The sequence below is a fragment of the Candidatus Allofournierella merdavium genome (assembly GCF_944382735.1).
Taxonomy (GTDB): domain Bacteria; phylum Bacillota; class Clostridia; order Oscillospirales; family Ruminococcaceae; genus Allofournierella_A; species Allofournierella_A merdavium.
Window position 1 is genome coordinate 92,317 of sequence record NZ_CALWND010000006.1, and the last position, 26,425, is coordinate 118,741.

Genomic DNA, 26,425 nt, shown 5'->3' on the forward strand with positions numbered 1-26,425 from the left:
AAAATGTCGATTATTTGTGCTTTCTGTAAAAATCGATGAGGGCCTGGGTGCCCTCGTTCTCCCCGCCGGCGGCGGCGAACTCCTCATATACCTTCAAAACGCTCTCCACCATGGGCAGGCTCTCGCCCCGGGCGGAGGCCTCGTCGCAGATGATCTTCATGTCCTTGATGAAGTGCTTTACAAAGAAGCCGGGGGCGAAGTCGCCCGCCAGGGCCCGGGGGGCCATGTTGGCGATCTGCCAGCTGCCCGCCGCGCCGCCGCCGATGGCCGCCAGCATCTTGTGGGGGTCAAGGCCGGCCTTTTCGGCGTAGTGGATGGCCTCGGTGTAGGCGGCGGTGGCCCCCGCCACGGCGATCTGGTTGGCGGCCTTGGTGTGCTGGCCGAAGCCTGCGGGGCCCATCAGCAGCACGCTCTTGCCCATGGCGTTGAAAAAGGGCAGGGCCTTCTCAAAAGTCTCCTCATCGCCGCCCACCATGATGGAGAGGGTGGCCTCCCGCGCGCCCTTGTCGCCGCCGGAGACCGGGGCGTCCAGCACCGCGATGCCCTTCTCCTTGCCCAGGTCGTAGAGCTTCCGGGCCAGGGTGGGGCTGGAGGTGGTCATGTCCACCACCACCGTGCCGGGCCGGGCGGATTCCAGGATGCCGCCGGGGGTGCAGAACACCTCCTCCACGTCGGCGGGGTAGCCCACCATCACGAACACGAAGTCCGCGTCCGCCACCGCCTCGGCGATGGTGCGGCAGGGGGTGAAACCGAATTCCGGAGCCTTGGCGGCCACCTTTTCGTAGTGGTGGCCGTAGGCTTTCACCGGCCAGCCGGCCTTTACCAGGTGCCCGGCCTGGGCCGCGCCCATCACGCCGGTGCCGATCCACGCAACATTCTGCTGTTCCATCTCACACACTCCTTTTTCATTGGCCGGCGGCTGCCGGCCCGATATCTTCCGTGCCGGGGCTCAGGCCTCGGCGGCCGCGTCGGGCCGGGTGACCACCCGCACCCACCGCCCGCTGCACAGCCGGATGAAGCCCAGCACGCTCTTGACGATATTGTCGCACCGCAAACAGAAGAACACCACCGGCGCGGACCAGTGGAACACAAAGCCGCCCAGAAGCCCCAGGGGGATGGCCAGCACCCAGAGCAGGCCGCTGTCCAGCATCAGGTTGGTGCGCACATCGCCGCCGCCCCGCAGCACCCCCACCACCATCACGGTGCCCACCGCCTGAAAGGGCTGCAGCGCCGCCAGGATGGTCATCAGGGTCAGGGCGGTGGCGTGGGCCAGTTCGCTCACGTTGTACAGGCTCATGATCGGCCGCTGGCCCGCCAGCAGCAGCCCGCTGGCGAAAAGGCTCAGCACCACGCTCACCGCCACCGTGCTGTTGGCGGCCCGGCGGGCGTCCGCGAGACGCCCTTCGCCGATGGTCTTGCCCACCACCACGGCGGTGGCGTTGGCCATGCCGAAGATGAACACGCTCACCAGGTTGTTCACCACGTTCACGATGCTCACCGCGCTGGTGAAGCTGGGGCCCATCCGCCCGATGGTCAGGTTGGTCACCGCCATGCCCAGGGCCCACAGCAGCTCGTTGCTCACCACCGGCACGCTGTTGCGGATGTAGTCGCCGAACAGCCCGCTGCGAAAGCGCAGCAGCCATTTGGGGGTGAAGCGCACCGTGCGCTCCACCCGGTACATGTACACCAGCACCGCCCCGCACTCGAACACCCGGGCCATGACGGTGCCGAAGGCCGCCCCCCGCACCCCCAGCGCCGGCGCGCCCAGCTTGCCGAAGATGAAGCAGTAGTTGAAGAACACGTTCACGAAAAAGCTGGCGGAATAGACGGCGATGCTCACCTTTACCTGCTCCACCGCCCGCAGGCACATGATGTAGCAGTTGGAGAAGCTGTAGAAGATGAAACTCACCGACAGCCACTCCAGATAGGCCGCGCCCTCCCGGATGACGCCGGCGTCGGTGGCGAAGATCTTCAGGATCTGCACCGGGAACAGCCGCCCCAGCGCCGTGAACAGCACCGCCGCCCCCAGGGCGAAGCGCAGGCTCAGGGCAAAGATCTGGCGGATGCGCAGCATATCCCGCTTGCCCCAGTACTGGGCGATGAGCACCGCCGCCCCGCTGGCCAGGCCGAAGCCGGTGACGTTCAGGATGATGAACAGCTGGCCGCCCAGGTTGGCGGCGGCGATGGCGGTGTCACCCAGCTGGCCCAGCATGATGATGTCCATCATGTTCACGCCCAGGTTGATGACGTTCTGCGCCGCGATGGGCAGGGTGATGGCCAGCACCCGCCGGTAGAAGTGCCAGTCGGTGTAAAATCGGCGTTGCAGTGTTTGCGGCATAGATGTCTCCTCACACATGTTGCTGTTTCCCAGTATAGCACGCCCCGCGCCGCTTGAACAGCCCCCGCGCCGGGTATCTTTTTAAAGAAAAAGTTTGCACGATCGGACCGGATGCGATATACTAATGACAGAATCCGCATTTTTCCGTCGCCGGGGGCAAAACGCTGGAAAAGGGAGGCAGGGCATGGCTTACACACCGCTGGAACTGGAGCGTCCGCTGGCCATCGACCGCATCTATTCGGTGCACTATTTCGAGTACGGGCCGGACTATGCCTTTGTGGGCGAGAGCCACGATTTCTGGGAACTGGTCTACGCCGACAAGGGCGAGGTGTACGTCACCGCCGGCGAGGAGGAAAAGCTGCTGAAAAAGGGGCAGATGATCTTCCATCAGCCGGGGGAGTTCCACAATGTGCGGGCCACCGGCACCGGCGCGCCCAACATCGTCATCGTCTCCTTTGCCTGCGACAGCCCCGCCATGGACTTCTTCCGTCACCGGGTGGTGAATGTCAGCGACAACGAGCGGGTGCTGATGGCCCGCATCGTGGAGATGGCCGGCGCGGCCTTTTCCACCCCGCTGGACGACCCCCTCACCCAGCGCCTCACCCGCCGGGAGGGCGCGCCCTTCGGCTGTGAGCAGATCATCGGCATCTCGCTGGAGTATATGCTGCTGTGCCTGGTGCGCCGGGGCGACGAGAAACCCGTCACCCGCCCCACCAGCCTCATCCGCGAGCGCAGCCAGAACGAGTTTCTGGCCCGGGTGCAGCAGTATCTGGAGGCCAACATCCAGCGCCGGCTGACCCTGAGCGACATCTGCCGGGACAATCTGGTGGGCCGCAGCTACCTGCAGAAGGTCTTCCGGGAGAAGACCGGCGGCGGCGCCATGGAGTACTTCGGCAACCTGAAGATCCAGAAGGCCAAGGAGATGATCCGCCAGGGCAGCCACAACTTCACCGAGATCGCGGCCCTGCTGGGGTACAATTCCATCCATTACTTCTCCCGCCACTTTAAAAAGGTCACCGGCATGACCCCCTCGGAGTATGCCAGCAGCGTGAAGGTGCTGGCCCGCCGGGGCCGGGGCGAGGAGTGAGGAGCGCTGCCGCGGGCGGGGCGTGACCCGGGCCGTCGGCGCGCGGCCCCTTTCGCCGGGGCGCGCAAAGGCCGCCCGCCGGGGGCAAGGGAGCGGCCCCGCAAAACCATGTGAGAAAAGGCGGCCCGCCGGGAAATTTCCCGGCGGGCCGCCTTTTATGCGTGCGCTCACGGCGCGGGGCGTTCGGGCGGGACCTTGTCCGTGTCCTCCACCACCACGGTGAAGCTGAAGGGGTTCACTTCGGTCACCTTGCCCAGCGCCCGGGTGGCCAGCAGCCGCGGGGTGCGGTTGACCACGATCTCGGCGGTCTCGGTGGGGCCGGTGCGGCGGTACTGCAAAAGGCCGCCGTCCGCCCGCGTCACCCGTAACTCTCCCTCCCAAAAGGCGTCGCACTCCCTGCGCAGCTTCGCCAGCTGGCGCAGCAGGGGTTTTATGCGGTTCTCGGTGGAGTCCCAGTCGTAGTAGGCCCGGTTGAAGGGGTCCCGATAGCCCTGCATCCCGATCTCATCGCCGTAGTAGACGCAGGGCACCCCCGGCAGGGTGAACAGCAGGGCGTAGGCCAGCCGCACCAGCCGGATGCCGTGGTCGTATTTCGGGCGGGGCAGCCGCCGGCCGCTCTGCCAGTAGCGGTCCCGCCCGGCGGAGGGTTCGTCCTCCAGGGCGGTGAGGATGCGCTCGGTGTCGTGGGTGCCCAGATGGTTCATGGCGGCGTGCAGGGCCGGGGCGGGGTAGTGCTCGCAGATGGCCGTGATCTGCTCGGCGGCGGCCAGGGCGCTGCCCCCCCGCAGAAAGTCCAGGATGGCGGTGCGGAAGGGGTAGTTCATCACCCCGTCCAGCCCTTTGCCCAGCAGGTAGGTGCGGCGCACGCCGTAGGCCACCTTGGTGGTGGCGTCCTCCCACACCTCGCCCAGCAGGTAGCTGTCCGGCCCGTGGGCCTTCACCGCCCTGCGGATGGCCTCGATGAAGTCGTCGGGCAACTCGTCCGCCACGTCCAGCCGAAAGCCGCTGGCCCCCCGGCGCATCCAGGTGTCGATCACGCCCCTCTCGCCGCAGATGAACTGCTGGTAGGCCGGTTCGTCCTCCCGCACCTCGGGCAGGGTGTCAAAGCCCCACCAGCTGCGGTAGCCGCAGGGGTATTTTTTGTCGAAATCGTACCAGCAGCGATAGGGGCTGTTCGGGTCGTGGTAGGCGCCGCCCCGGCCGTAGCGGCCTTCCCGGTTGAAGTAGCGGCTGTCCGACCCGGTGTGGCTGAACACCCCGTCCAGGATGATGCGGATGCCCTGTTCCTTCGCCTCTTTGCACAGCCGGGTGAACTCCTCGTTGGTGCCCAGCAGCGGGTCGGCGTTCAGGTAGTCGGCGGTGTTGTAGCGGTGGTTCGCGTGGGCCTCGAAGATGGGGTTCAGGTAGATCCAGCTGACGCCCAGCCCCGCCAGATAGGGCAGCTTTTGCCGGATGCCCTCAAAGTCGCCGCCGTAGTAGTCCAGGTTCAGCTGGCCGCCCTGCTCGTTGGGCCAGAAGTAGGGCTCGCCCTGCTTGTTGGCCCGGTAGACCCGGTCGGCAAAGGGCATCACCGTGTGGGGATGGCCCTCGAAGAACCGGTCGGGAAAGATCTGGTACAGCATCCCGCCCCGCAGCGCCGCGGGGGTGGCGAAATCCGCCTCGTAGACGGTGAGCTGCCAGCAGGAGCCGCTCTCCCGGGTGAGCAACGCCTCCCCCAGATCGCCCCGGTAGAGTTTGCGGTAGTCGGAATAGAGATCAAAATAGTAAAAGTACAGCCCCGTCTCCTTCAGCGTGAGGGTCAGTTCGAACCGGTCCACCTCCCCCTCCCGGCCCGTCCAGGGCATGCGGTATTCCACCGGCGAGCCGCCGTCTTTGGTGAGCACCAGCCGGGGCTCCACAAAGCCGTAGCTTTCGGGGATGGTGAGGGCAAGGCGCACGGGTTCGCCCGCCCTTGCCGCCCCGCGGGGCGTTTTCCATTGGCTGTCAAGGCTGTTGAACAGATGATCCACGAAACGATCGCTCCTTTGGCAAGAGTATGCGCGGATGCGCTTTCAAAAACGCCCCCGGCCAAACGCCGGGGGCGGAGGATCATTTCACCGGGCCAGCGCCCCAGATGTTGTTCGCGTATTCGGTCACCGCCCGGTCGGCGCTGAACACGCCGCTGCCCGCGATGTTGGCCAGGCTCATCTGGTTCCAGCGGGTGCGGTCGGCGTAGAGTTTCAGCAGGTCGGTGTGGGCGCGGCGGTAGTCGGCGAAGTCGGCCAGCACCATGTAGGTGTCCACGTTGCGCAGGTTGTTCACGATCTCGTGGAAGTCCTCGCCGTTCCAGCCCTTCTCCAGGAAGTTGAGGGCCTCCAGGGCCACCTCGTCCCGGTTGGCGAACATGCTGGGGTGGTAGCCCATGGTCTTGAGGGCCTCCACCTCGTCGGCGTGCATGCCGAAGATGACCTCGTTGTCCATGCCGGCGGCGTTGGCGATCTCCACATTGGCGCCGTCCAGGGTGCCCAGGGTGATGGCGCCGTTGAGCATGAACTTCATGTTGCCGGTGCCGGAGGCCTCGGTGCCCGCCAGGCTGATCTGCTCGCTCACCTCGCTGGCGGGCATCAGCCGCTCGCTGGTGGTGACGTTGTAGTCCTCCAGATACACCACCCGCAGCACGTCCCGCACGGCGGGGTCGGCGTCGATCAGCGCGCCCAGCTTGCAGATCAGGCGGATCATCTGTTTGGCCATGTAGTAGCCGGGGGCCGCCTTGGCGCCGAAGATGTAGGTCTTGGGGGTGACCTCGGCGTTCGGGTTGGCCTTGAGATACAGGTACTGGGCGGCGATGTTCAGCGCGTTCAGATGCTGGCGCTTGTATTCGTGCATCCGCTTGACCTGGCAGTCGAAGATGGAGGAGGGGTCGATCACCTGGCCGGTGACCTTCTTCAGGTGGGCGGCAAACTCCTCCTTGTTGGCCTGCTTGACCTTGTCCAGGGCCTCCAGCACCTTTTTGTCGTTCTTGTAGGCGTTCAGGCGGCTCAGTTTCTGGGCGTCGTGCTTGAACTCGGGGCCGATCACGTCGCACAGCAGTTTGGTCAGCGCCGGGTTGCCCGCCAGCAGCCAGCGGCGGTAGGCGATGCCGTTGGTGACGTTCTTGAAGGCCTGGGGCTTGTAGAGGTAGTAGTCGTGGAAGACGCTCTCCTTGATGATCTCGCTGTGCAGCTTGGACACGCCGTTGATGGAGTGGCACACATAGCAGCAGATGTTGGCCATGCGCACCTGGCCGTCGCCCAGGATGGCCATGTAGTTGATCTTGCCCTCGTCGCCGGGGAAGGCCTTCTCAAAGTCGGCCCGGCAGCGGCGGTCCAGCTCCTGCACGATGCTGTAGATGCGGGGCAGGGTGGTGCGGAAGATGTCGATGTTCCACTTCTCCAGTGCCTCGCTCATCACCGTGTGGTTGGTGTAGGCGAAGGTGCGCCGGCAGATGTCGAAGGCTTTGTCCCAGCCATAGCCGCACTCGTCCAGCAGGATGCGCATCAGCTCGGGGATGGCCAGGGTGGGATGGGTGTCGTTCAGCTGGATGGCCGCCTTCTCGGGCAGGGTGTCCAGGCTGCCGAACTGGGCCAGGTGGTTCTGGCAGATGTCGCCGATGGACGCGGCGGACAGGAAATACTGCTGGCGCAGCCGCAGGATCTTGCCCTCCATGTGGTTGTCGTTGGGGTAGAGGATCTTGCTGATCAGTTCCGCCGAGGCGTTCTGCCGGATGGCGTTGCCGTACTCGCCGGCGTTGAAGCTCTTCATGTCAAAGTCGGGGGCTTTGGCCTGCCACAGCCGCAGCTTCGCCACACCCGGCCCGTCGTAACCCTGCACATACATGTCGCTGGGCACGGCGATGACGCTGTTGTAGTTTTTGTGGGTGACGTGGTGGAAGCTGCCCTGCCAGCTTTCCTCCACCTCGCCGTCAAACTTGACCTCGATGCTCTGGTCGGGGTGGCTCTTCAGCCACACCTGGCCGCCGGGCAGCCAGTTGTCGGCCTTTTCCTGCTGCCAGCCGTCCACGATCTTCTGCTTGAAGATGCCGTACTCGTAGAGGATGGAATAGCCGGTGCCGGCGATGCCGGTGGTGGCCATGCCGTCCAGGTAGCAGGCGGCCAGCCGCCCCAGGCCGCCGTTGCCCAGGCCCGCGTCCGGCTCCTCGTCGTAGATGCTGTCCAGCTTGATGTCGGCGTCCGCCAGCACGGCCTCGGCCACGTCGGCCAGCCCCAGGCTGAACAGGCTGTTCCTCAGGCTGCGGCCCATCAGAAACTCCATGCACAGGTAGTACACCTGCTTGGCGCCGGTGCCGTAGGCCCGGCTGATGAACTTTTTGTGGGCGTCGCTCATCATCTGCCGGGCGATCAGCGCCAGCACCCGGTAGATCTGCTGGTTGCTGGCCACATCCAGCGTGGTGCCGTATTCGCTGGCCAGCGTGTCTTTGAGCAGACGGTCAAATTCCCGTTTTGTATATTTTGCCAAGATCTCTCTCTCCCCTGTCTGTCGTTGGATAAAAGCGCTGCCCGCCAAAGGGGGCGGCACAAGGCGTATTGCGGTCAATACGCCTTTTTATTGTACCAAGTTTTGCCCGCCGTTTCAAGGAAAAATCCGTTTCCGGGAAGGCGATTTCCCGCTTCGGAGGGCAAAAAGGGCCGGAATTTCAAAAATTGGGGTTTCCTGTGCCGGTGGAATATATTATAATAGCGTATGAAAGACAACCGGCGGCCACCGCCGCCCGGCTTTGAATACGGATTGGATTGCGAGGGAAAACCATGCCTGCGAACAAGGTGAAGCTGACGGTGTGCGGGTCCAGCTATGTGATCTCCACCACCGATTCCGAGGAATATGTGCAGTCGCTGGCCGAGCGGCTGGACAAGGACATGAACGAACTGATGAACCAGAGCCCCTCGGCCAGCGTGGCCGCCAGCGCCGTGGTGGTGGCGCTGGGCTATCTGGACGAATTGCAGAAGAACGCCTCCAGCGCCGACAATATGCGCAGCCAGATCAAGGACTATCTGGAGGACGCCGCCAAGGCGAAACTCGCCGCCGAGCAGGCCCGCCGGGAGGTGGAGCGGCTGCAGAAGGAAGTGCAGCGCCTGCGGGAGAGCCGCGCATGACCGGGCAGCCGGACCCCATCCAGGCCGCGGGCCTGGCGAAAAAATACGGCCTTCGCCGTTCGGTGGAGGTGCTGGCCCCGGCGGGGGACGGCGAGGCCCTGCGGGCGGCCGTATTTGCCGGGGCGAACGCGGTGTACCTGGGCCTTCGGCAGTTCAGCGCCCGGCGCGGCGCGGGCAATTTTGACCCTCTGCAGCTGAAAGAGGCGGTGGCCTTTTGCCATGCGCGGGACGTGCGGGTCCACGCGGCGGTGAATACCACCGCCTTTTCCGGCGAACTGCCCCTGCTGGCCGACACGGTGGCCGCCGCGGCCGCCGCCGGGGTGGACGCCCTGATCGTGCAGGACCTGGCCACCGCCGCCCTGGCGCGGCAGATGGCCCCGGGCCTTGCCCTCCACGGCTCCACCCAGCTCACCGTCCACACCCTGTCCGGGGTGCGGCAGCTGGCGGCGATGGGCTTTGAGCGGGCCATCCTGGCCCGGGAGCTGAGCCTTGCCGAGATCGCCGCCATCGCCAAGGCAAGCCCCATCGAGATCGAGGTGTTCGTGCACGGGGCGCTGTGCATGTCGGTGTCCGGCCAGTGCTACATGAGCGCCTTTCTGGGCGGGCGCAGCGGCAACCGGGGCGAGTGTGCCGGGCCCTGCCGCCTGCCCTTCGCGGCGGACGGCTCCGGCGCGGCCCACCTGTCCCTGAAGGACCTGTGCGCCGTGGGCAGCCTGCCCGCCCTGGCCGCGGCCGGGGTAGCCAGCGTCAAGATCGAGGGGCGGCTGCGGGGGCCGGAGTATGTGGCCGCCGCGGTGGACGCCTGCCGCAAAAGCCTGGCGGGCGAGGGGTTCGACCGGCAGCGGCTGCAGGACGTATTCTCTCGCTCCGGCTTCACCAACGGCTACATCGAGGGAAAGATCGACGGCTCCATGTTCGGCGTGCGCACCGCCGCCGACGCGGCCGCCAGCAAGGCGGCCATGCCCGCCATCCGGGAATTGTACCGGCGGGAGGCACAGCGGGTGCCGGTGCGCTTTGTGGTGACTGCGGGGGAAGGGGGCTGCACCCTCGCCGCCCTGGACGCCGCCGGCCGCCGGGCCGGGGCGCCGGTGGCCGGGGCCATGGAGCCCGCCCGGTCGGACCAGCGCCCCGCCATTGAAAAAGCCCTTTCCAAGACCGGCGGCACCCCTTTCTTTGCCGAGACTGTGGAATTTGAGGGCCAGCCGGGCTACCTGCCCGCCGCGGCCTGGAACGACGCCCGCCGCGCGGTGCTGGAGGAGCTGCTGGCGCTGCGCAGCGTGCCCCGGCCGGTGCCCTGCGCGGCCCCCCGGCTGCCCGCGCCCCGGCGGCACGCTGTGGGCACAAAGGCGCTGTGGGCCCGCTTTGAGGGGCCGGAACAGCTGCCCGAGACCCTGCCCGAAAATCTGGCCGGGCTCATCCTGCCCCTGCTGCGCTGGCGGCAGGCGCCGCAGGCCCTGCGGGCAAAGACGGTGCTGGAGGCCCCCCGGGTGATGTTCGGGGGGATGGAGACCGCCGCCGCCAAAGCCCTGGCCGAAGCGAAGGATGCGGGCTTTGCCGGGGTGATGGTCCACAACATCGGCCACCTGCCCCTGGCAGAGGGCTGGAAGCTCTACGGGGGCTTCGGCCTCAACGTGGCCACCCCCTCTCCGCGCTGTGCTGGAAAGACCTGGGCCTGACCGCCCTCACCCTCTCCCCCGAGGCGCCCTTCTCCGAACTGGAGGCCGTGGAACCCGGGGTGCCCACCTGGGCCATCGTCTACGGCCATCTGCCCCTGATGATCACCCGGGCCTGCCCGCTGCAGAACGTCACCGACTGCGCCCACTGCGACAAACACGGCCTGCTCACCGACCGCAAACACCGGCAGTTCCCGGTGCGCTGCGGCGGCGGGGTGCGGCAGATCTACAACCCGGTGCCCCTCTACCTGGGGGACAAGCTGGCGAAGGTCCCGGCGGACGCCGCCCTGGCCTGGTTCACCCTGGAGCGCCCCGAAGAGGCCGCCCGGGTGCTGGCGGCGCTGGAAAAAGGGGCGGGCTGGCCGGAGGAATTCACCCGGGGGCTCTATTTCAAAAACCCCCGCGCCGGGGACTCCCAGTGAAAGGAATATGCGCCATGGAACTGAAATACACCCTGACCCTGCCGGGGGCGAAAGCCCCCTCCTACGCCACCGCCGGCGCGGCGGCGGCGGACCTGTTCGCCGTGCTGGATTCCCCCCTCACCATCCCCCCGCTGGGGCGGGCGCTGGTGCCCACCGGGGTGGCCATCCAGCTGCCGGGGCCGGAGTATGTGGCCCTGGTATGCGCCCGCAGCGGCCTGGCCGTCAAGCGGGGGCTCACCCTCTCCAACGGGGTGGGGGTCATCGACTCCGACTACCGGGGGGCCATCCAGGTGGGGGTGGTGAACCTTTCGAGCGAGCCCTGCACCCTGGAACCCGGCGAGCGGGTGGCCCAGCTGATGGTGCTGCCGGTGGAACGCTGCGCCTTCGCCTTCGCCGAGACGCTGGATCCCACCGAGCGGGGCGAAGGGGGCTTCGGCTCCACCGGCCGCCTGTGACGAACCCTTTACCTGAAAGGACGGTACGCCTGTGAAACGCACACTGCTTCTCTGCTTTTTCATTTTGTCCGGCATCCTGCTGGGGGCCATGATCGCCAGCCTCGCCGCCGGCACGCCCGGCCTGTCCTGGCTGGCCTTCTCCCAGAGCATCGGGTTCCATCCGGTGGTGGACCTGTCCATCATCAAGCTGGACCTGAACTTCACCATGGGCATCAGCGTGGCCCAGATCATCACCCTCAGCCTTGCCATCTTCCTCTACACCCGCACCCATATCTGAACGCGGGCGTGAAATAAACCGAAGGAGCGTTTCGTTATGTCATTGATCCTTGCTTCCACCAGCCCCCGCCGCAAAGAACTGCTCAGCCTCATCACCACCGACTTCCGGGTGGTGGGGAGCGATTTTGACGAGAGCGCCCTCACCGCCGCCGACCCCCGGCAGACCGCCGAGAACCTGGCCTTCGGCAAGTGCATGACGGTGGCCCGGGAGTACCCCGAGGACACGGTGATCGGCTGCGACACGGTGGTGGACTGCGGCGGCAAAGTGTTCGGCAAACCCAGGGACAAGGAGGACGCCCGGCGGATGCTCAAAGCCCTGTCGGGGGCGGACCACTATGTGCACACCGGGGTGTGCGTGTGGCACGAAGGGAAAAGCTACACCTTCACCGCCACCACCCGGGTGCGCTTTTACCCGCTTTCGGACGAGCAGATCGAGGCCTACATCTCCACCGACGAGCCCTATGACAAGGCCGGCGGCTACGGCATCCAGGGGGCGGCGGCCCTCTTTTGCGAGGAGATCGAGGGCTGTTATTACAATATCATGGGGCTGCCGGTCTCCCGTCTTGCACGTTTACTCCAAAATTTTTGAATAAAATGAGAAAGTTGGCCCCTTCGCTTGAGAAACAGGGGGCTTGCGGTTATAATATAAAAGGTAAAATCTGCGTTATCGCATTCTTGAATATACATAGTGTGTGTGAAAGGGAGTAGTTCATCATGTTCAGCAAAGACATCGGCATCGACCTCGGCACCGCCAATACCCTTGTCTACCTGCGGGGCAAGGGCATCATCATGCGCGAGCCCAGCGTGGTGGCCGTTGATACCAAAAACGACGAGGTGCGCAGCGTGGGCCACGAGGCCAAGGCGGTCATCGGCCGCACCCCCGGCAGCATCGTGGCGGTGCGCCCGCTGAAGGACGGCGTCATCGCCGATTTCGACATCACCGCCAACATGCTCAGCCGCTTCATCAAGAAGGTGTGCGGCAACAGCATGTTCTTCCGCCCCCGGGTGGTCATCTGCATCCCCTCCGGCGTCACCGAGGTGGAGCGCCGCGCGGTGAAGGAGGCCAGCCTCAAGGCCGGCGCCAAGCAGGTGCGGGTGATCGAGGAGCCCATGGCCGCGGCCATCGGCGCGGGCCTGCCCATCAGCGAGCCCTCCGGCAGCATGGTGGTGGACATCGGCGGCGGCACCAGCGAGGTGGCCGTCATCAGCCTGGGCGGTATCGTGGCGGCCCGCAGCGTGCGGGTGGGCGGCGATGAGTTCGACCAGAGCATCATCGCCTACATCAAGCGCAAGTACAACCTGCTCATCGGCGAGCGCACCGCCGAGCAGATCAAGATCGAGATCGGCTCCGCCTACGAACTGGACCAGGAGACCAGCATGGAGATCAAGGGCCGCAACCTGGTGGACGGCCTGCCCAAGAACATCACCGTCCACTCGGAAGAGGTGCGGGAGGCCCTGGAAGAGAGCCTGCAGAAGATCACCGACGCCATCAAGGAGACGCTGGAGCGCACCCCGCCGGAGCTGTCGGCGGACATCATCGACCACGGCATCATGCTCACCGGCGGCGGCGCGCTGCTGCGCGGGCTGGATCAGCTGATCCACCGGGAGACCGGCATCGACGTGCATGTGGCCGAGAACCCCCTTGACTGTGTGGCCGTGGGCGCCGGCGCGGTGCTGGACCACCTGGACATCCTCAGCGACGTGCTGGACGACGACTCCAGCCACTTCTGAGCCCCGCCGCCGGGCGGCAGAGCGCGGAAAAAGCCTGTGCGCGGGCGGCGGTTTTCGCCGCCCGCCTTTTGAATTGAGGGGGCATGTTCGCCCCCGCCGCTACGCGAGGAGTTTTGCCCATGCGCGACTTTTTCTACACCAAGAAATTCAAGATCCTGCTGGCCGTGGCGGTGCTGCTGGCGGGCATGATGGCCTGGGCCGGCGCCAACGGCCGGCTGGCCAACGCCCCCCAGGAGATCATGGGCGCGCTGCTCACCCCCTTCCAGAAGGCGGCGCAGCTGCTGGGCGGCGGGGTCAACGGCCTGCTGGACAAATATGTGCGCATCGACCAGATCATCGCCGAGAACGAGGCGCTGCAGCAGGAGAACCAGCAGCTGCGGGATCAGCTGGTGGAATACGACCAGCTGGCGGCGGAGAACAAGGCCTTCCGGGACCTTTTGAACATCCGGGAGGAGAACCCCCAGTTCCAGTACGCCTCGGCCTTTGTCATCAGCCGCGACCCGCTGGATCGGTTTGGCGGCTTCACCATCGACCAGGGCACCCTGAACGGGGTGGAAAAGGGCGACGTGGTGGTGAGCGACAAGGGCTACCTGGTGGGCCGGGTGCTGGAGGCGGACCTGTCCAGCAGCAAGGTGATGACCATCCTGCAGCCGGGCTCCTATGTGGCCTGCCTTGTGAGCCGCACCCGTGACAGCGGCAACCTGAACGGCAACGCCGGCTACGCGGCCGACGGGATGTGCGTGCTGGAGAACCTCCCCCGGGACACCCTGGCCATGGTGGGCGACGAGATCATCACCACCGGGCTCGGGGGCGAGTTCCCCGCCAACATCCGGGTGGGCACCATCCTGGAACTGGTGCCCGAGGAGAGCGGCACCTCCACCATCGCGGTGATCGAGCCCGGGGCGGACGTCAACAAGCTTACCCATGTGTTCATCGTAACCGACGATTCCGCCGCGGAGTAAGGAGGGCGTGCCATGACCTCACGCAGCAAGCGCAACCTGATGCTGGCCGGCAAGTGGGCCGGTTACTTTGTGCTGCTTCTGCTGGCCGCCACCCTGCAGACCACCCCCGGCTTTTTGGTGCTGGGCGAGATCCGCCCGGTGTTCATCCTGCCCCTGTGCCTGGGGGTGGCGGTGTGCGAAGGGGAGTACCCCGGCGCCTTCTTCGGCGCGGTGGGGGGCCTTTTGTGGGATTTCACCGCCGGCCGCCCCGGCGGGCTGCTGGCGCTGGAGCTGCTCTTCGTCTGCTTTGGCGCCGCCATCCTGGTGGAACTCTACCTGCGGCTCAACAGCATGAACTTTGTGCTGGTGAGCGGCATCTGCGCCGTCATCGTCACCGGCGTGGACTTTCTGTTCTTCTATGCCATGCCCGGCTATGCCGGCGCGGCCACACGCTATTTTGAAGTGGTGCTGCCCATCGCGGTGTTCACCGCCGCCCTCTCGCCCGCGAGCCTCTGGGCGGCGCGGCAGGTGAGCCGCCGTTTCACCCTGCCCGAGTGAACACCGGCGGGCCGGGCATTTTACACCGACGCAAAGGAGGGAACGCCCCGTGGATCGAAAAAGTCTTGCCCGCCGTCTGGGTGCGCTGATCGTCGCCACCGCGGCGGTGCTGGGCATCTTTCTGCTGCGATTGGTGCAGTTCCAGCTGGTGCAGGGGGAGGAACTGCTGGAAAAAGCCCAGCAGGTGAGCAACTACCTGTTCAGCATCCCCGCCGCCCGGGGCGAGATCGTGGACGAATACGGCCGGGCCATGGCCTCCAACGTCTCGGGCTACAATCTGGTCATCAACAAGCTGATGCTCACCGGCGATCTGAACGAGACGCTGGTGGAGCTGGTGGAGATCCTGCAGGCCGGCGGCGACGACTGGAACGACACCATGCCGGTGAGCGCGCCGGAAAACGGGCATTACAGCTTTACCGCCGCCGAGGACGACACCCGCGCCCAGAGCCGGCTGTCGGCGCTGAAGGAAAACCTGGTCAAGCAGCAGTACGCTACCGCCGATCAGGTGATGACCGCCGTGGTGGAGCGCTACGACCTGCAGGACTTTGAGCCGGAGTGGCAGCGCATCCTGGGCGGCATCCGCTACCAGATGGAACTGGAGGAATTCAGCGACAACAACAACTTCACCCTGGCCGAGGACGTGAGCAGCCGCACGGTGGCCACCGTGAAGGAGCGGGGCCTCACCAGCGAGGGCGCGGACATCATCGAGACCAGCTATCGCCTGTACGCCGACGGCACCCTGGCGCCTCACCTGCTGGGGTATGTGGGCCCCATCTACGCCGAGGACTGGAAGGTGACCGACGAGGAGGGTAACGTCAGCTACCCGCTGAAGGACAAGGGCTACGCCATGAACGACATCATCGGGCAGGCGGGCCTGGAGCAGGTGGGCGAGGACAAGCTGCGGGGCACCGACGGCCTCAAGCAGGTCACCCGCGACAAGAACGGCGTGATCATCTCCACCGAGGTCATCCAGGACCCGGAGCCGGGCCTGACCATGGTGACCACCATCAACAACGACCTGCAGAAAAAGGTGTACGAGGCGCTGGAAAACCAGATCCTCAACCTGCAGGCCACCGCCAAACAGTACAAAGGGCAGGAGGCCAGCGCCGGCGCGGTGGTGGTGATCGACGTCAAGACCGGCGGCATCCTGGCCTGCGTCAACTATCCCAGCTATGACCTGAACCTGCGCAGCACCAACGCCGCCCAGTACGCCAGCGACCCCAACACCCCCCTGGTGGACCGGGCGCTGCGGGGCCTGTATTCGCCGGGCTCCACCTTCAAGCCGGTGGTGGCGCTGGAGGGGCTGATCACCGGCCTCATCACCCCCACCGACACCCCCATCCGCTGCGGCGGCGCCCAGGCCAGCTACAACTACTATGTCACCAGCGGCGGCCCCCGGTGCGAGGGCATCGGCCACGCGGGGGGCGCCAGCCTGAACCTCTACGACGCCCTGGGTTACAGCTGCAACACCTACTTTTACGACCTGGGCCGCCGGGAGGGAGCCGAGAACTTCAACGCGATGGCCCGTCGGCTGGGCCTTGCCACCGAGACGGGGGTGGAACTTTCGGAGTACACCGGCCGCACCACCGACCCGGACGACGACAACTTCACCCTGGGCCTGGAACTGATGGCCGCCATCGGCCAGGGCAACACCGCCGTGACCCCGGTGCAGCTGGCCACCTACGCCGCCACCATCGCCAACGGCGGCACCCGCTACCGCACCCATTTCATCTCCAGCTACCGCGACTCCAACACCGGCGAGGTGGTGGAGAGCTTTGAGCCGGAGGTGGTGGAGCAGGTGGAGGATACCATCGGCGCCTTCGACGCGGTGGAGGAGGGCATGATCCGGGCGGCAAAGTCCAGTTCCGCCCTGCAGGATTACCCCATGACCATCGCCGTCAAGACCGGCAGCCCCCAGCGGGCGGAATACTACGACCGGGAAAAAGGCCTGACCTATCTGAACAGCGCCGTGATCGCCTACGGCCCGGTGGAGGACCCCCAGATCGCCATCGGCGCCATCATCGAGTACGGCGGCGGCGGCTCCAATCTGCTGCCCGTGGTGCGGGACATCTTCAACGCCTATTTCATCGAGAAGACCGGCGACCTGCAAAGCGCCGAGACCGGCCAGCTGCTGCCCTGAAAAGGGCGGAAACAGGCCGTTTCGCGGCCGGGTTTGTCCTTTCTTCACAAAACATCCCTTGCGCTCGGGGGTAGTTTGTGCTACTATGATAATACGAGCGTGCTGTTCCCGCCTGCCGGGGCGATTTGCAGCCAGTACAAACCATCCGGCGGGGAGGCATGACGGTGAGCGCAAAGATCGTGATGGTGGCCTCCGGCAAGGGGGGCACCGGCAAGAGCACCCTGTCGGTGCTGCTGGGCGCGCGCCTGGCGGCCGCCGGGGAAAAGGTGCTGCTCATCGAGCTGGACTCCGGCCTGCGCAGCGTGGACATCATCTCCGGTGTCTACGGCAAGACGGTGTATGACATCGCCGACGTGCTCAGCGGCCGGTGCGAGGGGGCGAAGGCCGTGGTGGAGAGCCCCATCTATCCGCGCCTGTCGGTGATCTCCGCGCCCTACGAGTGGGGCGGCACGGTGCAGCCCGCGGCCCTGAAGGCCCTGCTGGACAAACTGTCGCCTTTCTTCGACCGGGTGCTGGTGGACACTGCCGCGGGCCTGGGCGCGCCCTTCAAGGCGGCGCTCACCGTGAGCGAGACGGTGCTGCTGGTGCTCACGCCCGACCCCGTCACCCTGCGGGACGGCCACATCGCGGCGGACGAGGCCTTTGCCGCCGGCGCCAAACAGGTGCGGCTGGTGCTCAACCGGGTGGGGCCCGCCAGCTTTGGCGGCGCGGTGCGGGATCTGGACGAGTGCATCGACACGGTGGCCGCCCAGCTGATCGCGGTGGTGCCCGAGAGCAGCCAGCTGCAGGCCTGCGCCGCCAAGGGGCAGCCGCTGCCCGCCGACTGCCTGGCCTTTCGCGCGGTGGACAACCTCGCCCGCCGCCTTCTGGGCCAGCGGGTGCCCCTGGCCGTTTGGGGCTGAGCGGACGCCGTTTTTCGTGCATATCCGTACTACGAATATCGTATTCAAACTGATAAAATTGTTGGGAAACAGAGCAGGGGGTAGGAAATAATGAACATCGCGTTGATCGCCCACGATACCAAAAAGGAACTGATGATCCAGTTCTGCATCGCGTACTGCGGCATTCTCAGCCAGCACACGCTGCTGGCCACCGGCACCACCGGCAAGGTGGTGAGCGAGGCCACCGGCCTGCCCATCCAGTGCTTTCTGGCGGGCGTGCAGGGGGGCGACCAGCAGATCGCGGCCCGCATCGCCTGCAACGAGATCGACCTGCTGCTGTTCTTCCGGGACCCCATCAGCGCCAAACCTCACGAGCCCAACGAGATGAATCTGCTGCGTCTGTGCGACGTGCGCAACATCCCGCTGGCCACCAACATCGCCACCGCCGAGGTGCTGATCCACGGCCTTGAGCGGGGCGATCTGGAATGGCGGAGCATCGTCAATCCCAAACGCTGAACTGAAGATCCGTCGTACGGCGCGCCGCGGAGCGATCTGCGGCGCGCCGTTTTCGCGCCCGCGGCCCGCGCAAAGCGGTCCGCGGTGGCTGTTGCGCCGGCGCACAATATGGTATAATGGTACAAAACCGCCCGCCCGCGCGGGCAAACCAAGGGGGAGAGACCTGTGAAACAACAACTGCTCACCGTGGCCGCCGCCGCGCCCCGGGTGCACATCGCTTCGCCCGAACAAAACGCCCGGGAGATGCTGGCCCTGGCGGTGCAGAATTCCGACGCCGGCATCGTGCTGTTCCCGGAACTGGCCATCACCGGCTATACCTGCGCCGATCTCTTCGGACAGGCCCACCTGCTGAACACCGCCTGCCGCTGGCTGTCCTGGCTGGCGAAGGAGGCGTGGAACGCGGGCTGCAAGGGCCTTCTGGCGGTGGGGGCGCCGGTGGCGGCGGACAACCAGCTGTTCAACTGCCTGGTGCTGCTGCACGGCGGCGCGCCGGTGGCCATCGTTCCCAAAAGCTGCGTGCCCAACTACGCCGAATTTTACGAGAAGCGGTGGTTCGCCCCCGCCTCGGCCCGCCTGTCCGACAGCGTCCTCTGGCCCCTGGAGGGCGGGGAGTGTGTGCCGGTGCCCTTCGGCACCGACCTGCTGGTGACCGACCGCACCGGCGCGGTGGTGGTGGGCGCCGAGATCTGCGAGGACCTGTGGGCTCCCGTGCCCCCCAGCGGCTTTGCCTGCCTGGCGGGAGCGGATATTATCCTGAACCCCTCCGCCAGCAACGAGACGGTGACCAAGAGCGATTACCGCCGTCAGCTGGTGACGGGCCAGTCCGCCCGGTGCGACTGCGTCTACGTCTACGCCGGCGCGGGGCAGACCGAGAGCGCCACCGACCTGGTGTTCAGCGGCCACGGCATGATCTGTGAGAACGGCCGGCTGCTGGCCGAGCAGTTGTATCCCGCCCCCGGCAGCGTGATCCGGGCGGTGGTGGACGTGGAGCGGGTGCGCACCGACCGGCTGCGCCACGGCTCCTATATGGAGAGCGTGCGCCCGGCGCCCTACCGCACCGTGCGCCTTGCCGCCGACCTGGTGGACCCCGCCGCCCAGAGCCGGCTGCTGGCGGCGCGGCCGGTGCAGCGGCTGCCCTTCGTGCCCGACGAGCCGGACAAGCTGGACGGCCGCTGCGCCGAGATCGCCCGCATCCAGGCCACCGGCCTGGCCCGGCGGCTGCAGGCCAGCGGCGCAAAGCGGGCGGTGATCGGCCTGTCCGGCGGGCTGGACAGCACCCTTGCCTTCCTGGTGGCGCTGCAGGCCATGGAGCAGCTGGGCCGCCCCGCCGCCGACGTGCTGGCGGTGAGCATGCCCTGCGTGGGCACCACAAAGCGCACCTTCGGGAACGCCGCGTCGCTGGCGCAACTCACCGGCGCGGAGTACCGGGAGATCCCCATCAAAAACGCCCTGGACGGCCACCTGGCGGACATCGGCCACTCCGCCGACCTCTACGACACCACCTTTGAGAACGCCCAGGCCCGGGAGCGCACCCAGATCCTGATGGACCTGGCCAACCAGGAGGGGGGCATCGTGGTGGGTACGGGCGACCTGTCCGAACTGGCGCTGGGCTGGTGCACCTACAACGGCGACCACATGAGCATGTACGGGGTGAACGCCTCGGTGCCCAAGACCCTGGTGAAGGCCATGGTGGCCTGGCACGCCCGCCGGCTGTGCGACGAAAAAACCCACATCACCCGGGTGCTGCTGGACATCCTGGACACCCCCATCAGCCCGGAACTGCTGCCGGTGGCCGAGGACGGCGCCCTGGTGCAGAAGACCGAGGACACCCTGGGCAAGTACGACCTGCACGACTTCGCCCTCTTTTATATGCTGCGGGGCGGCTACTCCCCCCGGCGCATCCTGGAGATGGCCTGCCTCGCCTACCCCGAGGTGAGCCGGGAGACGGTGCGCCAGACGCTCAAGACCTTCTACCGGCGTTTCTTCACCCAGCAGTTCAAGCGCAGCTGCCTGCCGGACGGGCCCAAGGTGGGCTCGGTGAGCCTCTCGCCCCGGGGCGACTGGCGGATGCCCAGCGACGCGGAGGCCCGGGAGTTTCTGGATCTCGGGGAATGAAAAATTTCCGGAAAATTTGGGCATATTTTTACAGTTTACTATTGCGACCGCCCCTCCGATGTGGTATGCTTTGCGTAGCAACCTGCAAAAGAAAGGGAGAGAATCATGAACAAGAACATCGTGCTTTGTGTGGTGCTGTCCATCGTTACCTGCGGAATCTATGGATTGTACTGGATGTGGACCCTCAACGAGACGGCCCGCACCGTTAATCCTACCGAGTGGCAGATGGACGGCGGCATGGTCATCCTGCTCACCATCGTGACCTGCGGCATCTTCGGTTACTACTGGAACTACAAGATGGGCAAGGCGTTCATGGCCATCGGCGCGTCGGACAACAGCGTGCTGTACCTGGTGCTGTCCATCTTCGGGCTGAGCATCGTGAACTGGTGCATCATGCAGGACGCCATCAATCGCGCCTACCCCGCGCAGCAGTAAGAACGGGCCTTCAAAACGCCGCCCCTTCGGGGGCGGCGTTTTTGCGCCCGGGGGGATGCGGGATGCCGCCCCATCCGCTTTTTGCCGCCCCGGCGGGCCTTTTTCCGCCTTTTTCTTGTATTCGGCGGCAAAAGCAAGTATAATGAACTGGTGTAAAAAAGACTGTTCGCCGGGCTGTTTGCGGCCCGGCGCGGAAGAGAGGAACCAAAAATGGAGACCATGGGCAACCTGCGCCGTACCCGATACTGCGGCGAAGTGCGCCTGGCGGATGCCGGGCAGGAGATGGTGGTGGCCGGTTCGGTGGCCAAATGCCGCGACAAGGGCGGCATCATCTTTGTGGACCTGCGGGATACCACCGGCATTCTGCAGCTGGTGTTCGACGACGGCACCGACCGGGCCGTGTTCGAGAAGGCCGGCGGCCTGAAGAGCGAGTATGTGGTGATCGCAAAGGGCACCCTGCGGGAGCGGGACGCCAAGACCGACAAGATCGCCACCGGCGCGGTGGAGTTGTATGTGAGCGAGCTGCGTGTGCTCAGCGGCGCCGACACCACCCCCTTTGAGGTCCGGGACGAGGTGAAGGTGAAGGACGAACTGCGCCTCAAGTACCGGTATCTGGACCTGCGCCGCCCCTCCATGCACGAGCCGCTGATGGTGCGCAGCAGGATCTGCCAGGTCACCCGCAACTATTTCTGGGACAACCACTTCTGCGAGATCGAGACCCCCATGCTGATGAAGTCCACCCCCGAGGGCGCCCGGGACTATCTGGTCCCCAGCCGGGTGCAGCCGGGCCACTTCTACGCCCTGCCCCAGTCGCCCCAGCTGTACAAGCAGATTTTGATGCTCTCCGGCTTTGACCGCTACTTCCAGATCGCCCGCTGCTTCCGCGACGAGGACCTGCGGGCCGACCGCCAGCCCGAGTTCACCCAGATCGACGTGGAGATGAGCTTCGTGTCCGAGGAGGACGTGATGGCCATCTGCGAGGGGCTCATCCGCCGACTGTGGAAGGAAGTGCTGAGCATCGACCTGCCCGAGCACTTCGAGCGCCTGTGCTGGGACGACGCCATGGCCCGCTTCGGCTCGGACAAGCCGGACACCCGCTTCGGCCTGGAGCTGCAGGACGTGACCGACGCGGTGCGGGGCACGGAATTCGTGCCCTTCAAGAGCGCCATCGAGGCCGGCGGCAGCGTGCGCCTGATCAACTGCAAGGGGCTGGCCGGCCAGCTCACCCGCAAGACCATCGACAAGCTGGTGGAGGTGGCCAAGACCTACGGTGTCAAGGGCCTGGCCTACACCCGCCTCACCGAGGAGGGGGAGACCTCCAGCTTTGAGAAGTTCCTCACCGAGGAGGAGAAGGCCGCCCTGCGCAAGGCAGCCGACGCCGAGTGCGGCGACGTGTTGCTGGTGGTGAGCGACGCCAACTCCACCCGGGCCTGCACCGCCCTCGGGCAGGTGCGCCTGGAGGTGGGCCGCCGCTGCGGCCTCATCGACCCCGCCAAGTTCAACTTCCTGTGGGTGGTGCGCTTCCCGCTGTTCGAGTACAGCGAGGAGGAGGGCCGCTACATGGCCATGCACCATCCCTTCACCATGCCCACCGAGGACTCCATCGACAAGGTGGAGACCGACCAGGGCTCCTGCTACGCCAACGCCTACGACATCGTGCTCAACGGCGTGGAGCTGGGCGGCGGTTCCATCCGCATCAACGACCCCGAACTGCAGGCCCGGATGTTCAAGGCCCTGGGCTTCACCGACGAGAAGGCCCGGGAGAGTTTCGGCTTTTTGATGGACGCCTACCGCTACGGCGCGCCCCCCCACGGCGGCTGGGCCATCGGTCTCGACCGTCTGGTGATGCTGATGCTGGGCCGGGATTCCATCCGGGACGTGATCGCCTTCCCCAAGGTGCAGAACGCCAGCGAGCTGATGAGCGGCGCGCCCGACACCGTGGACGACAAACAGCTGCGGGACCTGTGCATCCAGTGCACCGGCTCCGCCGAATAAACCAAAAAGGGAACGCCCCCGCGGCCACTGGCCGCGGGGGCGTTTTTCTGTCGGACTTTGTTACTGTGCTGGCGCGGCTTACAGGCCGTTGCGGGCGTTGTAGGCGGCAGCCAGGGCGTTGGTGTTCTTGATGAGGATGTGCATCGCCACCCAGGGGCCGATGAAGCAGAGCAGCAGGCCCACCAGATACCACATCAGGACGGTGGTGCCGTTCTCCTGGAAATTCAGGCCGTAGCGGGGGGCGTTGGCGGCCAGGCGGTTGCCCAGCTTGTACTCCCAGTACAGGCCGTAGAGGCCGCAGGTGACCATGCTCAGCAGAATGAAAGCCAGCAGGCCGCCGGTCTTTTCGCCGTCCTCCCGGCACATGGTGTTCACGTCCCGGGCGACGGTGTAGATGAAGTAGTAGGAGTAGATGCCGCAGGTGATGATGGAGAACAGGATGTAAGCCGCCAGGCTGCGGTTGGTCTGGATGCGCACGGCGGGGTAGGCGGCGCCGTTGGTGCCGGCCCCCTGGGCCTGGGCCGCCTGGGCCTGGGCCTGCATCGCCTGGGCCGCCTGGGCCTGCTGGGCCTGGTGCGCGTCATAGGCGCTCTTGGCGGAGGCGGCCGCGGCGCTGGCCTGCTGCTGCACGTCGCCCGCGCCCTTCTTCAGCGCGTCCATCAGGATGGCGAACTTGCCGGCGGGGTCCTCCAGCAGATGCTCAAAAGCGGGGGCCTCTTTCATCAGGTAGAGGATGCCCCACACACCGCCCAGGCACACCGCCAGCCAGAAGACAAGGCCCACCAGGCCCACCAGCAGCGAGGGGATGGCGCCGGCGTACCGGTAGAGCGCCAGATTCACGATGGTGGAGAACAGCACCGACACGACGCGCACCACAAGGGTGCCGGCGGCGCCCGCCGCGAGGCCGAAGACCAGGGCCTCGGTGTTCTCCCTGGTGCGGCGGAAGGCCAGCAGCAGCAAAGCCAGCGCCATGACCACATAGCAGGCCGCCGCAAGGATGTTCAGCAGCGCGTAGGGAAGAGCCACCAGCTGCTGATAGGCCAGCAGCACCCGCAGGTTGCCAAAGAGGGAGGGGATCTGCCCCAGCGCCCGCCAGGCGGTCACAACGGCGCACACCGTGGCAAAGATCTTGAGCAGCATGTCGTAGTTCGCGCCGCCGGAAGCAGGCGCCGCGCCCGCGGGCTGGGCCGGGGTGGGGGGAATGGGCGGCGGGCCGCCGGCGGAGCCGTTCACGGGGCCGTTTGCGGGCTGCGGCGCGGGGCCGGGCACAGGGTCGGGCAGAGGCATGGGCTGCGGCGCGGGCTGGGGCTGCGGCGCGGGCTCGTTCACCGGCGTGGGCACGGTGTCGAAGGTCAGCTCGGGGGCGGGGGGCGCCTCCGGGGCGGGGCCCGGCTCGATCACCAGTTCCGGCGCGGGTTCTGCACCCGTCTGCGCGGGGCCGGGCTGGGGCTCAGCGCCGGCCGGCAGCGCCTCCGCCGGCGTTTCCGGCACCGACTGAGCCGCGCCGCACCAGGTGCAGAAATTGCTGTTTTCGGGGATCTCTTTTCCGCATTGTTTGCAAAACATGGTCATTCCTCACTTTCTGAACGGCAAGAGCCGTAAAATACGATAGAGCAGGCCCTCCTCGGGGGCAAACACCACCACGGGGTCGCGGGGGTCCGCCAGCCGCACGGCGTACACCGCCACAAAGGCGAGGGCCGCCGCCCACAGCAGGGCGGTGAACAGGCGACGGGGCAGCCGCCGCCGGAACAGAAACACCAGCGCGGCGAGCGGCACCACCCAGAACAGCGGGTGATAGGCGAAGGCCGCCGAAAGGTCGCCGGACAGCGCCGCCAGCCAGGCGCGGGTCATGCCGCAGCCGGCGCAGGAGACGCCGGTGACGGCCTTGATGGGGCAGCCGAAGCCCGCGAAGTGCAGCGCCGCGTAGAGCGCCGCCACGGCAGCCAGGGCGGCCCAGTCCTGTTTTTTCATTTGCCGTCCCGCCTTTCCGCCGCGGTCAGTTCTTCAGCGCCTGCATGGGGGCGGGGATGCGCCCGCCCCGGTCGATGAACACCTTGGGGCTGTAAGTGCTGATGGGCAGGATGGGCGCGTAGCCCAAAAGGCCGCCGAAGTCCAGCTCCTCGCCGGCGGAGCGGCCGATGGCGGGGATGACCCGCACGGCGGTGGTCTTGCTGTTCACCATGCCGATGGCCGCCTCGTCGGCGATCAGGGCGCTGATGACCTCGGCGGGGGTGTCGCCGGGGATGACCACCATGTCGATGCCCACGCTGCACACGGCGGTCATGGCCTCCAGCTTCTCCATGCACAGGCTTCCCCGACGCACCGCCTGGATCATGCCCTCGTCCTCGCTCACCGGGATGAAGGCGCCGGACAGGCCGCCCACATGGTTGGAGGCCATCACGCCGCCCTTCTTCACCGCGTCGTTCAAAAGGGCCAGGGCCGCGGTGGTGCCGCACTGGCCGCAGCTCTCCAGGCCCATCTCCTCCAGGATGTTGGCCACGCTGTCGCCGATGGCCGGGGTGGGGGCCAGGCTCAGGTCCACGATGCCGAAGGGCACCCCCAGTTCTTTGGCGGCCAGGTTGCCCACCAGCTGCCCCATCCGGGTGATCTTGAAGGCGGTGCGCTTGATGAGTTCCGCCACCTGGTCCAGCGGGGCGTCCTTGGGCAGCTTTGCCAGCGCCGCCCGCACCGCGCCCGGGCCGGAGACCCCCACATGCACCACGCAGTCCGGCTCGCCCACGCCATGAAACGCCCCCGCCATGAAGGGATTGTCCTCCGGCGCGTTGCAGAACACCACCAGCTTGGCCGCGCCCATGCACTGGTTTTCGGCGGTGGCCTCGGCGGCGGCGCGCACCACCTGGCCCATCTTCTTCACCGCGTCCATGTTCAGGCCGGTCTTGGTGGAACCGATGTTCACGCTGCTGCAGACCAGGTCGGTCTCGGCCAGCGCCCGGGGGATGGCCTCGATCAGCCGTTCGTCCCCGGCGGAAAAGCCTTTGTGCACCAGCGCGCCGAAGCCGCCGATGAAGTTCACCCCCACCGTTTTGGCCGCTCGGTCCAGGGCTTTGGCGTAGTCCACCGGGTCGGCGCCCGGGGCCGAGGCCAGCAGCATGGCGATGGGCGTCACGCTGATGCGCTTGTTGATGATGGGGATGCCGTAGTCGCTGCTGATCTTCTCCACCACCTCCACCAGCCGCGCCGCGCGGGTGGTGATCTTGTGGTAGATCTTTTCGCAGGCGCGCCCCGGGTCGGGGTCGGCGCAGTCCAGCAGGCTGATGCCCATGGTCACCGTGCGCACGTCCAGGTTCTCGCCGGTGATCATGTTGATGGTCTCCATGATGTCGCGGGTGTTGATCATGCTCATTGAAACCGCCCCCCGCTCAAATGTGATGCATCGCGTCGAACACTTCTTCGCGGGTCAGGTGCAGTTCCATCTTCATCTGGTCGGCCACCTCGCCCAGCCGCCGGCGCACCTCGTCCATGGGCTGCTCGCATTTTTCCAGATTGACCAGCATGATCATGCAGAACATCTCCTGCATGATGCTCTGGGTCACGTCCTCGATGTTGATGTTCAGTTCGGCGCAGACCTGGCTCACCCGGGCGACCACGCCCACGGTATCCCGGCCTACCACGGTAATGACAGCTCTCATAACGCTTTCCTCCCTTTCCACCCCCCCGGCACGGAAAACCGCGCCGCACAGGTTAGGCTCATTATACCAGATTTTCCGCTCTT

Annotated in this window: 24 protein-coding genes; 16 read left to right on the forward strand and 8 right to left on the reverse strand. The window is 66.3% G+C overall.

Translation table 11 applies throughout. The features are described from left to right. Nucleotides 1-10: 10 nt before the first annotated feature. Nucleotides 11-889, reverse strand: a complete 879-nt coding sequence (locus ACH2A7_RS06250) for an NAD(P)-dependent oxidoreductase (RefSeq protein WP_394960820.1) — start codon at nucleotides 887-889, stop codon at nucleotides 11-13. A 60-nt stretch (nucleotides 890-949) separates the two neighbouring features. Next, nucleotides 950-2,338 carry an MATE family efflux transporter gene (locus ACH2A7_RS06255; protein WP_394960821.1) on the reverse strand — a complete coding sequence of 463 codons (1,389 nt, stop codon included), beginning with the start codon at nucleotides 2,336-2,338 and terminating at the stop codon, nucleotides 950-952. A gap of 184 nt (nucleotides 2,339-2,522) precedes the next feature. On the opposite strand from ACH2A7_RS06255, the gene ACH2A7_RS06260 reads away from it, so the two are divergent. After that, the gene (locus tag ACH2A7_RS06260) at nucleotides 2,523-3,425 is read left to right on the forward strand and encodes a helix-turn-helix domain-containing protein (RefSeq protein WP_394960822.1); all 903 of its coding nucleotides are present in this window, start codon (nucleotides 2,523-2,525) and stop codon (nucleotides 3,423-3,425) included. 167 nt (nucleotides 3,426-3,592) lie between these two features. Here ACH2A7_RS06260 and ACH2A7_RS06265 read toward each other — a convergent pair whose 3' ends face one another. Beyond that, the gene (locus ACH2A7_RS06265) at nucleotides 3,593-5,434 is read right to left on the reverse strand and encodes a glycoside hydrolase family 13 protein (RefSeq protein ID WP_394960823.1); all 1,842 of its coding nucleotides are present in this window, start codon (nucleotides 5,432-5,434) and stop codon (nucleotides 3,593-3,595) included. A 79-nt stretch (nucleotides 5,435-5,513) separates the two neighbouring features. Next, nucleotides 5,514-7,922 (reverse strand): glycogen/starch/alpha-glucan phosphorylase, encoded by a 2,409-nt coding sequence (locus tag ACH2A7_RS06270; RefSeq protein ID WP_394960938.1) that lies wholly within the window; start codon nucleotides 7,920-7,922, stop codon nucleotides 5,514-5,516. A gap of 287 nt (nucleotides 7,923-8,209) precedes the next feature. Between ACH2A7_RS06270 and ACH2A7_RS06275 the strand changes: the two genes are divergently transcribed. The 15 genes from ACH2A7_RS06275 to aspS all read left to right on the forward strand — a co-directional run bounded on the left by ACH2A7_RS06275 (nucleotide 8,210) and on the right by aspS (nucleotide 22,692). Then, a complete protein-coding gene (locus ACH2A7_RS06275) occupies nucleotides 8,210-8,554 on the forward strand; it encodes a cell division protein ZapA (RefSeq protein ID WP_394960824.1) in 345 nt (114 codons plus the stop codon). Beyond that, nucleotides 8,551-10,230, forward strand: a complete 1,680-nt coding sequence (locus ACH2A7_RS06280; RefSeq protein WP_394960825.1) for a U32 family peptidase — start codon at nucleotides 8,551-8,553, stop codon at nucleotides 10,228-10,230. The genes ACH2A7_RS06275 and ACH2A7_RS06280 overlap by 4 nt, the downstream gene beginning before the upstream one ends. Nucleotides 10,231-10,277: 47 nt before the next feature. Beyond that, a complete protein-coding gene (locus ACH2A7_RS06285; RefSeq protein WP_394960826.1) occupies nucleotides 10,278-10,649 on the forward strand; it encodes a hypothetical protein in 372 nt (123 codons plus the stop codon). A 14-nt stretch (nucleotides 10,650-10,663) separates the two neighbouring features. Next, complete coding sequence (gene dut, locus ACH2A7_RS06290; RefSeq protein ID WP_394960827.1) at nucleotides 10,664-11,104, forward strand: dUTP diphosphatase; 441 nt, start codon at nucleotides 10,664-10,666, stop codon at nucleotides 11,102-11,104. A 31-nt stretch (nucleotides 11,105-11,135) separates the two neighbouring features. Further along, on the forward strand, nucleotides 11,136-11,381 hold the full coding sequence (locus tag ACH2A7_RS06295) for a DUF4321 domain-containing protein (protein ID WP_394960828.1): 246 nt from the start codon (nucleotides 11,136-11,138) through the stop codon (nucleotides 11,379-11,381). A gap of 36 nt (nucleotides 11,382-11,417) precedes the next feature. Beyond that, the gene (locus tag ACH2A7_RS06300) at nucleotides 11,418-11,969 is read left to right on the forward strand and encodes a Maf family protein (RefSeq protein WP_394960829.1); all 552 of its coding nucleotides are present in this window, start codon (nucleotides 11,418-11,420) and stop codon (nucleotides 11,967-11,969) included. 125 nt (nucleotides 11,970-12,094) lie between these two features. Beyond that, nucleotides 12,095-13,111, forward strand: a complete 1,017-nt coding sequence (locus tag ACH2A7_RS06305; protein ID WP_394960830.1) for a rod shape-determining protein — start codon at nucleotides 12,095-12,097, stop codon at nucleotides 13,109-13,111. 119 nt (nucleotides 13,112-13,230) lie between these two features. Beyond that, nucleotides 13,231-14,073 (forward strand): rod shape-determining protein MreC, encoded by an 843-nt coding sequence (gene mreC / locus ACH2A7_RS06310; protein ID WP_394960831.1) that lies wholly within the window; start codon nucleotides 13,231-13,233, stop codon nucleotides 14,071-14,073. A 12-nt stretch (nucleotides 14,074-14,085) separates the two neighbouring features. Then, complete coding sequence (mreD, locus tag ACH2A7_RS06315; RefSeq protein WP_394960832.1) at nucleotides 14,086-14,610, forward strand: rod shape-determining protein MreD; 525 nt, start codon at nucleotides 14,086-14,088, stop codon at nucleotides 14,608-14,610. 49 nt (nucleotides 14,611-14,659) lie between these two features. Continuing rightward, a complete protein-coding gene (locus ACH2A7_RS06320; RefSeq protein ID WP_394960833.1) occupies nucleotides 14,660-16,750 on the forward strand; it encodes a penicillin-binding transpeptidase domain-containing protein in 2,091 nt (696 codons plus the stop codon). 164 nt (nucleotides 16,751-16,914) lie between these two features. After that, nucleotides 16,915-17,652 carry an AAA family ATPase gene (locus ACH2A7_RS06325; protein ID WP_394960834.1) on the forward strand — a complete coding sequence of 246 codons (738 nt, stop codon included), beginning with the start codon at nucleotides 16,915-16,917 and terminating at the stop codon, nucleotides 17,650-17,652. Between the two features lie 90 nt (nucleotides 17,653-17,742). Then, the gene (gene mgsA / locus ACH2A7_RS06330) at nucleotides 17,743-18,147 is read left to right on the forward strand and encodes a methylglyoxal synthase (RefSeq protein ID WP_394960835.1); all 405 of its coding nucleotides are present in this window, start codon (nucleotides 17,743-17,745) and stop codon (nucleotides 18,145-18,147) included. A 165-nt stretch (nucleotides 18,148-18,312) separates the two neighbouring features. Next, nucleotides 18,313-20,262, forward strand: coding sequence for an NAD(+) synthase (locus tag ACH2A7_RS06335; protein WP_394960836.1), 1,950 nt, complete (start codon nucleotides 18,313-18,315; stop codon nucleotides 20,260-20,262). Between the two features lie 105 nt (nucleotides 20,263-20,367). Beyond that, nucleotides 20,368-20,697 carry a DUF4234 domain-containing protein gene (locus ACH2A7_RS06340; RefSeq protein WP_394960837.1) on the forward strand — a complete coding sequence of 110 codons (330 nt, stop codon included), beginning with the start codon at nucleotides 20,368-20,370 and terminating at the stop codon, nucleotides 20,695-20,697. A gap of 210 nt (nucleotides 20,698-20,907) precedes the next feature. Further along, nucleotides 20,908-22,692, forward strand: coding sequence for an aspartate--tRNA ligase (aspS, locus tag ACH2A7_RS06345; protein WP_394960838.1), 1,785 nt, complete (start codon nucleotides 20,908-20,910; stop codon nucleotides 22,690-22,692). Nucleotides 22,693-22,770: 78 nt separating this feature from the next. Here the strand turns inward: aspS and ACH2A7_RS06350 are convergent, their stop codons facing one another. Genes ACH2A7_RS06350 through ACH2A7_RS06365 form a run of 4 tightly spaced genes read right to left on the reverse strand, consistent with a single transcriptional unit; the run spans nucleotide 22,771 to nucleotide 26,342 of the window. Further along, nucleotides 22,771-24,258, reverse strand: a complete 1,488-nt coding sequence (locus ACH2A7_RS06350; RefSeq protein WP_394960839.1) for a DUF4234 domain-containing protein — start codon at nucleotides 24,256-24,258, stop codon at nucleotides 22,771-22,773. A gap of 9 nt (nucleotides 24,259-24,267) precedes the next feature. After that, nucleotides 24,268-24,663, reverse strand: a complete 396-nt coding sequence (locus ACH2A7_RS06355; RefSeq protein ID WP_394960840.1) for a DUF2752 domain-containing protein — start codon at nucleotides 24,661-24,663, stop codon at nucleotides 24,268-24,270. Nucleotides 24,664-24,688: 25 nt separating this feature from the next. Beyond that, nucleotides 24,689-26,050: a PFL family protein gene (locus ACH2A7_RS06360; RefSeq protein WP_394960939.1), complete on the reverse strand. Its 1,362-nt coding sequence runs from the start codon at nucleotides 26,048-26,050 to the stop codon at nucleotides 24,689-24,691. Between the two features lie 22 nt (nucleotides 26,051-26,072). Next, nucleotides 26,073-26,342 carry an ACT domain-containing protein gene (locus ACH2A7_RS06365; protein WP_394960841.1) on the reverse strand — a complete coding sequence of 90 codons (270 nt, stop codon included), beginning with the start codon at nucleotides 26,340-26,342 and terminating at the stop codon, nucleotides 26,073-26,075. Between the last annotated feature and the right edge of the window lie 83 nt (nucleotides 26,343-26,425).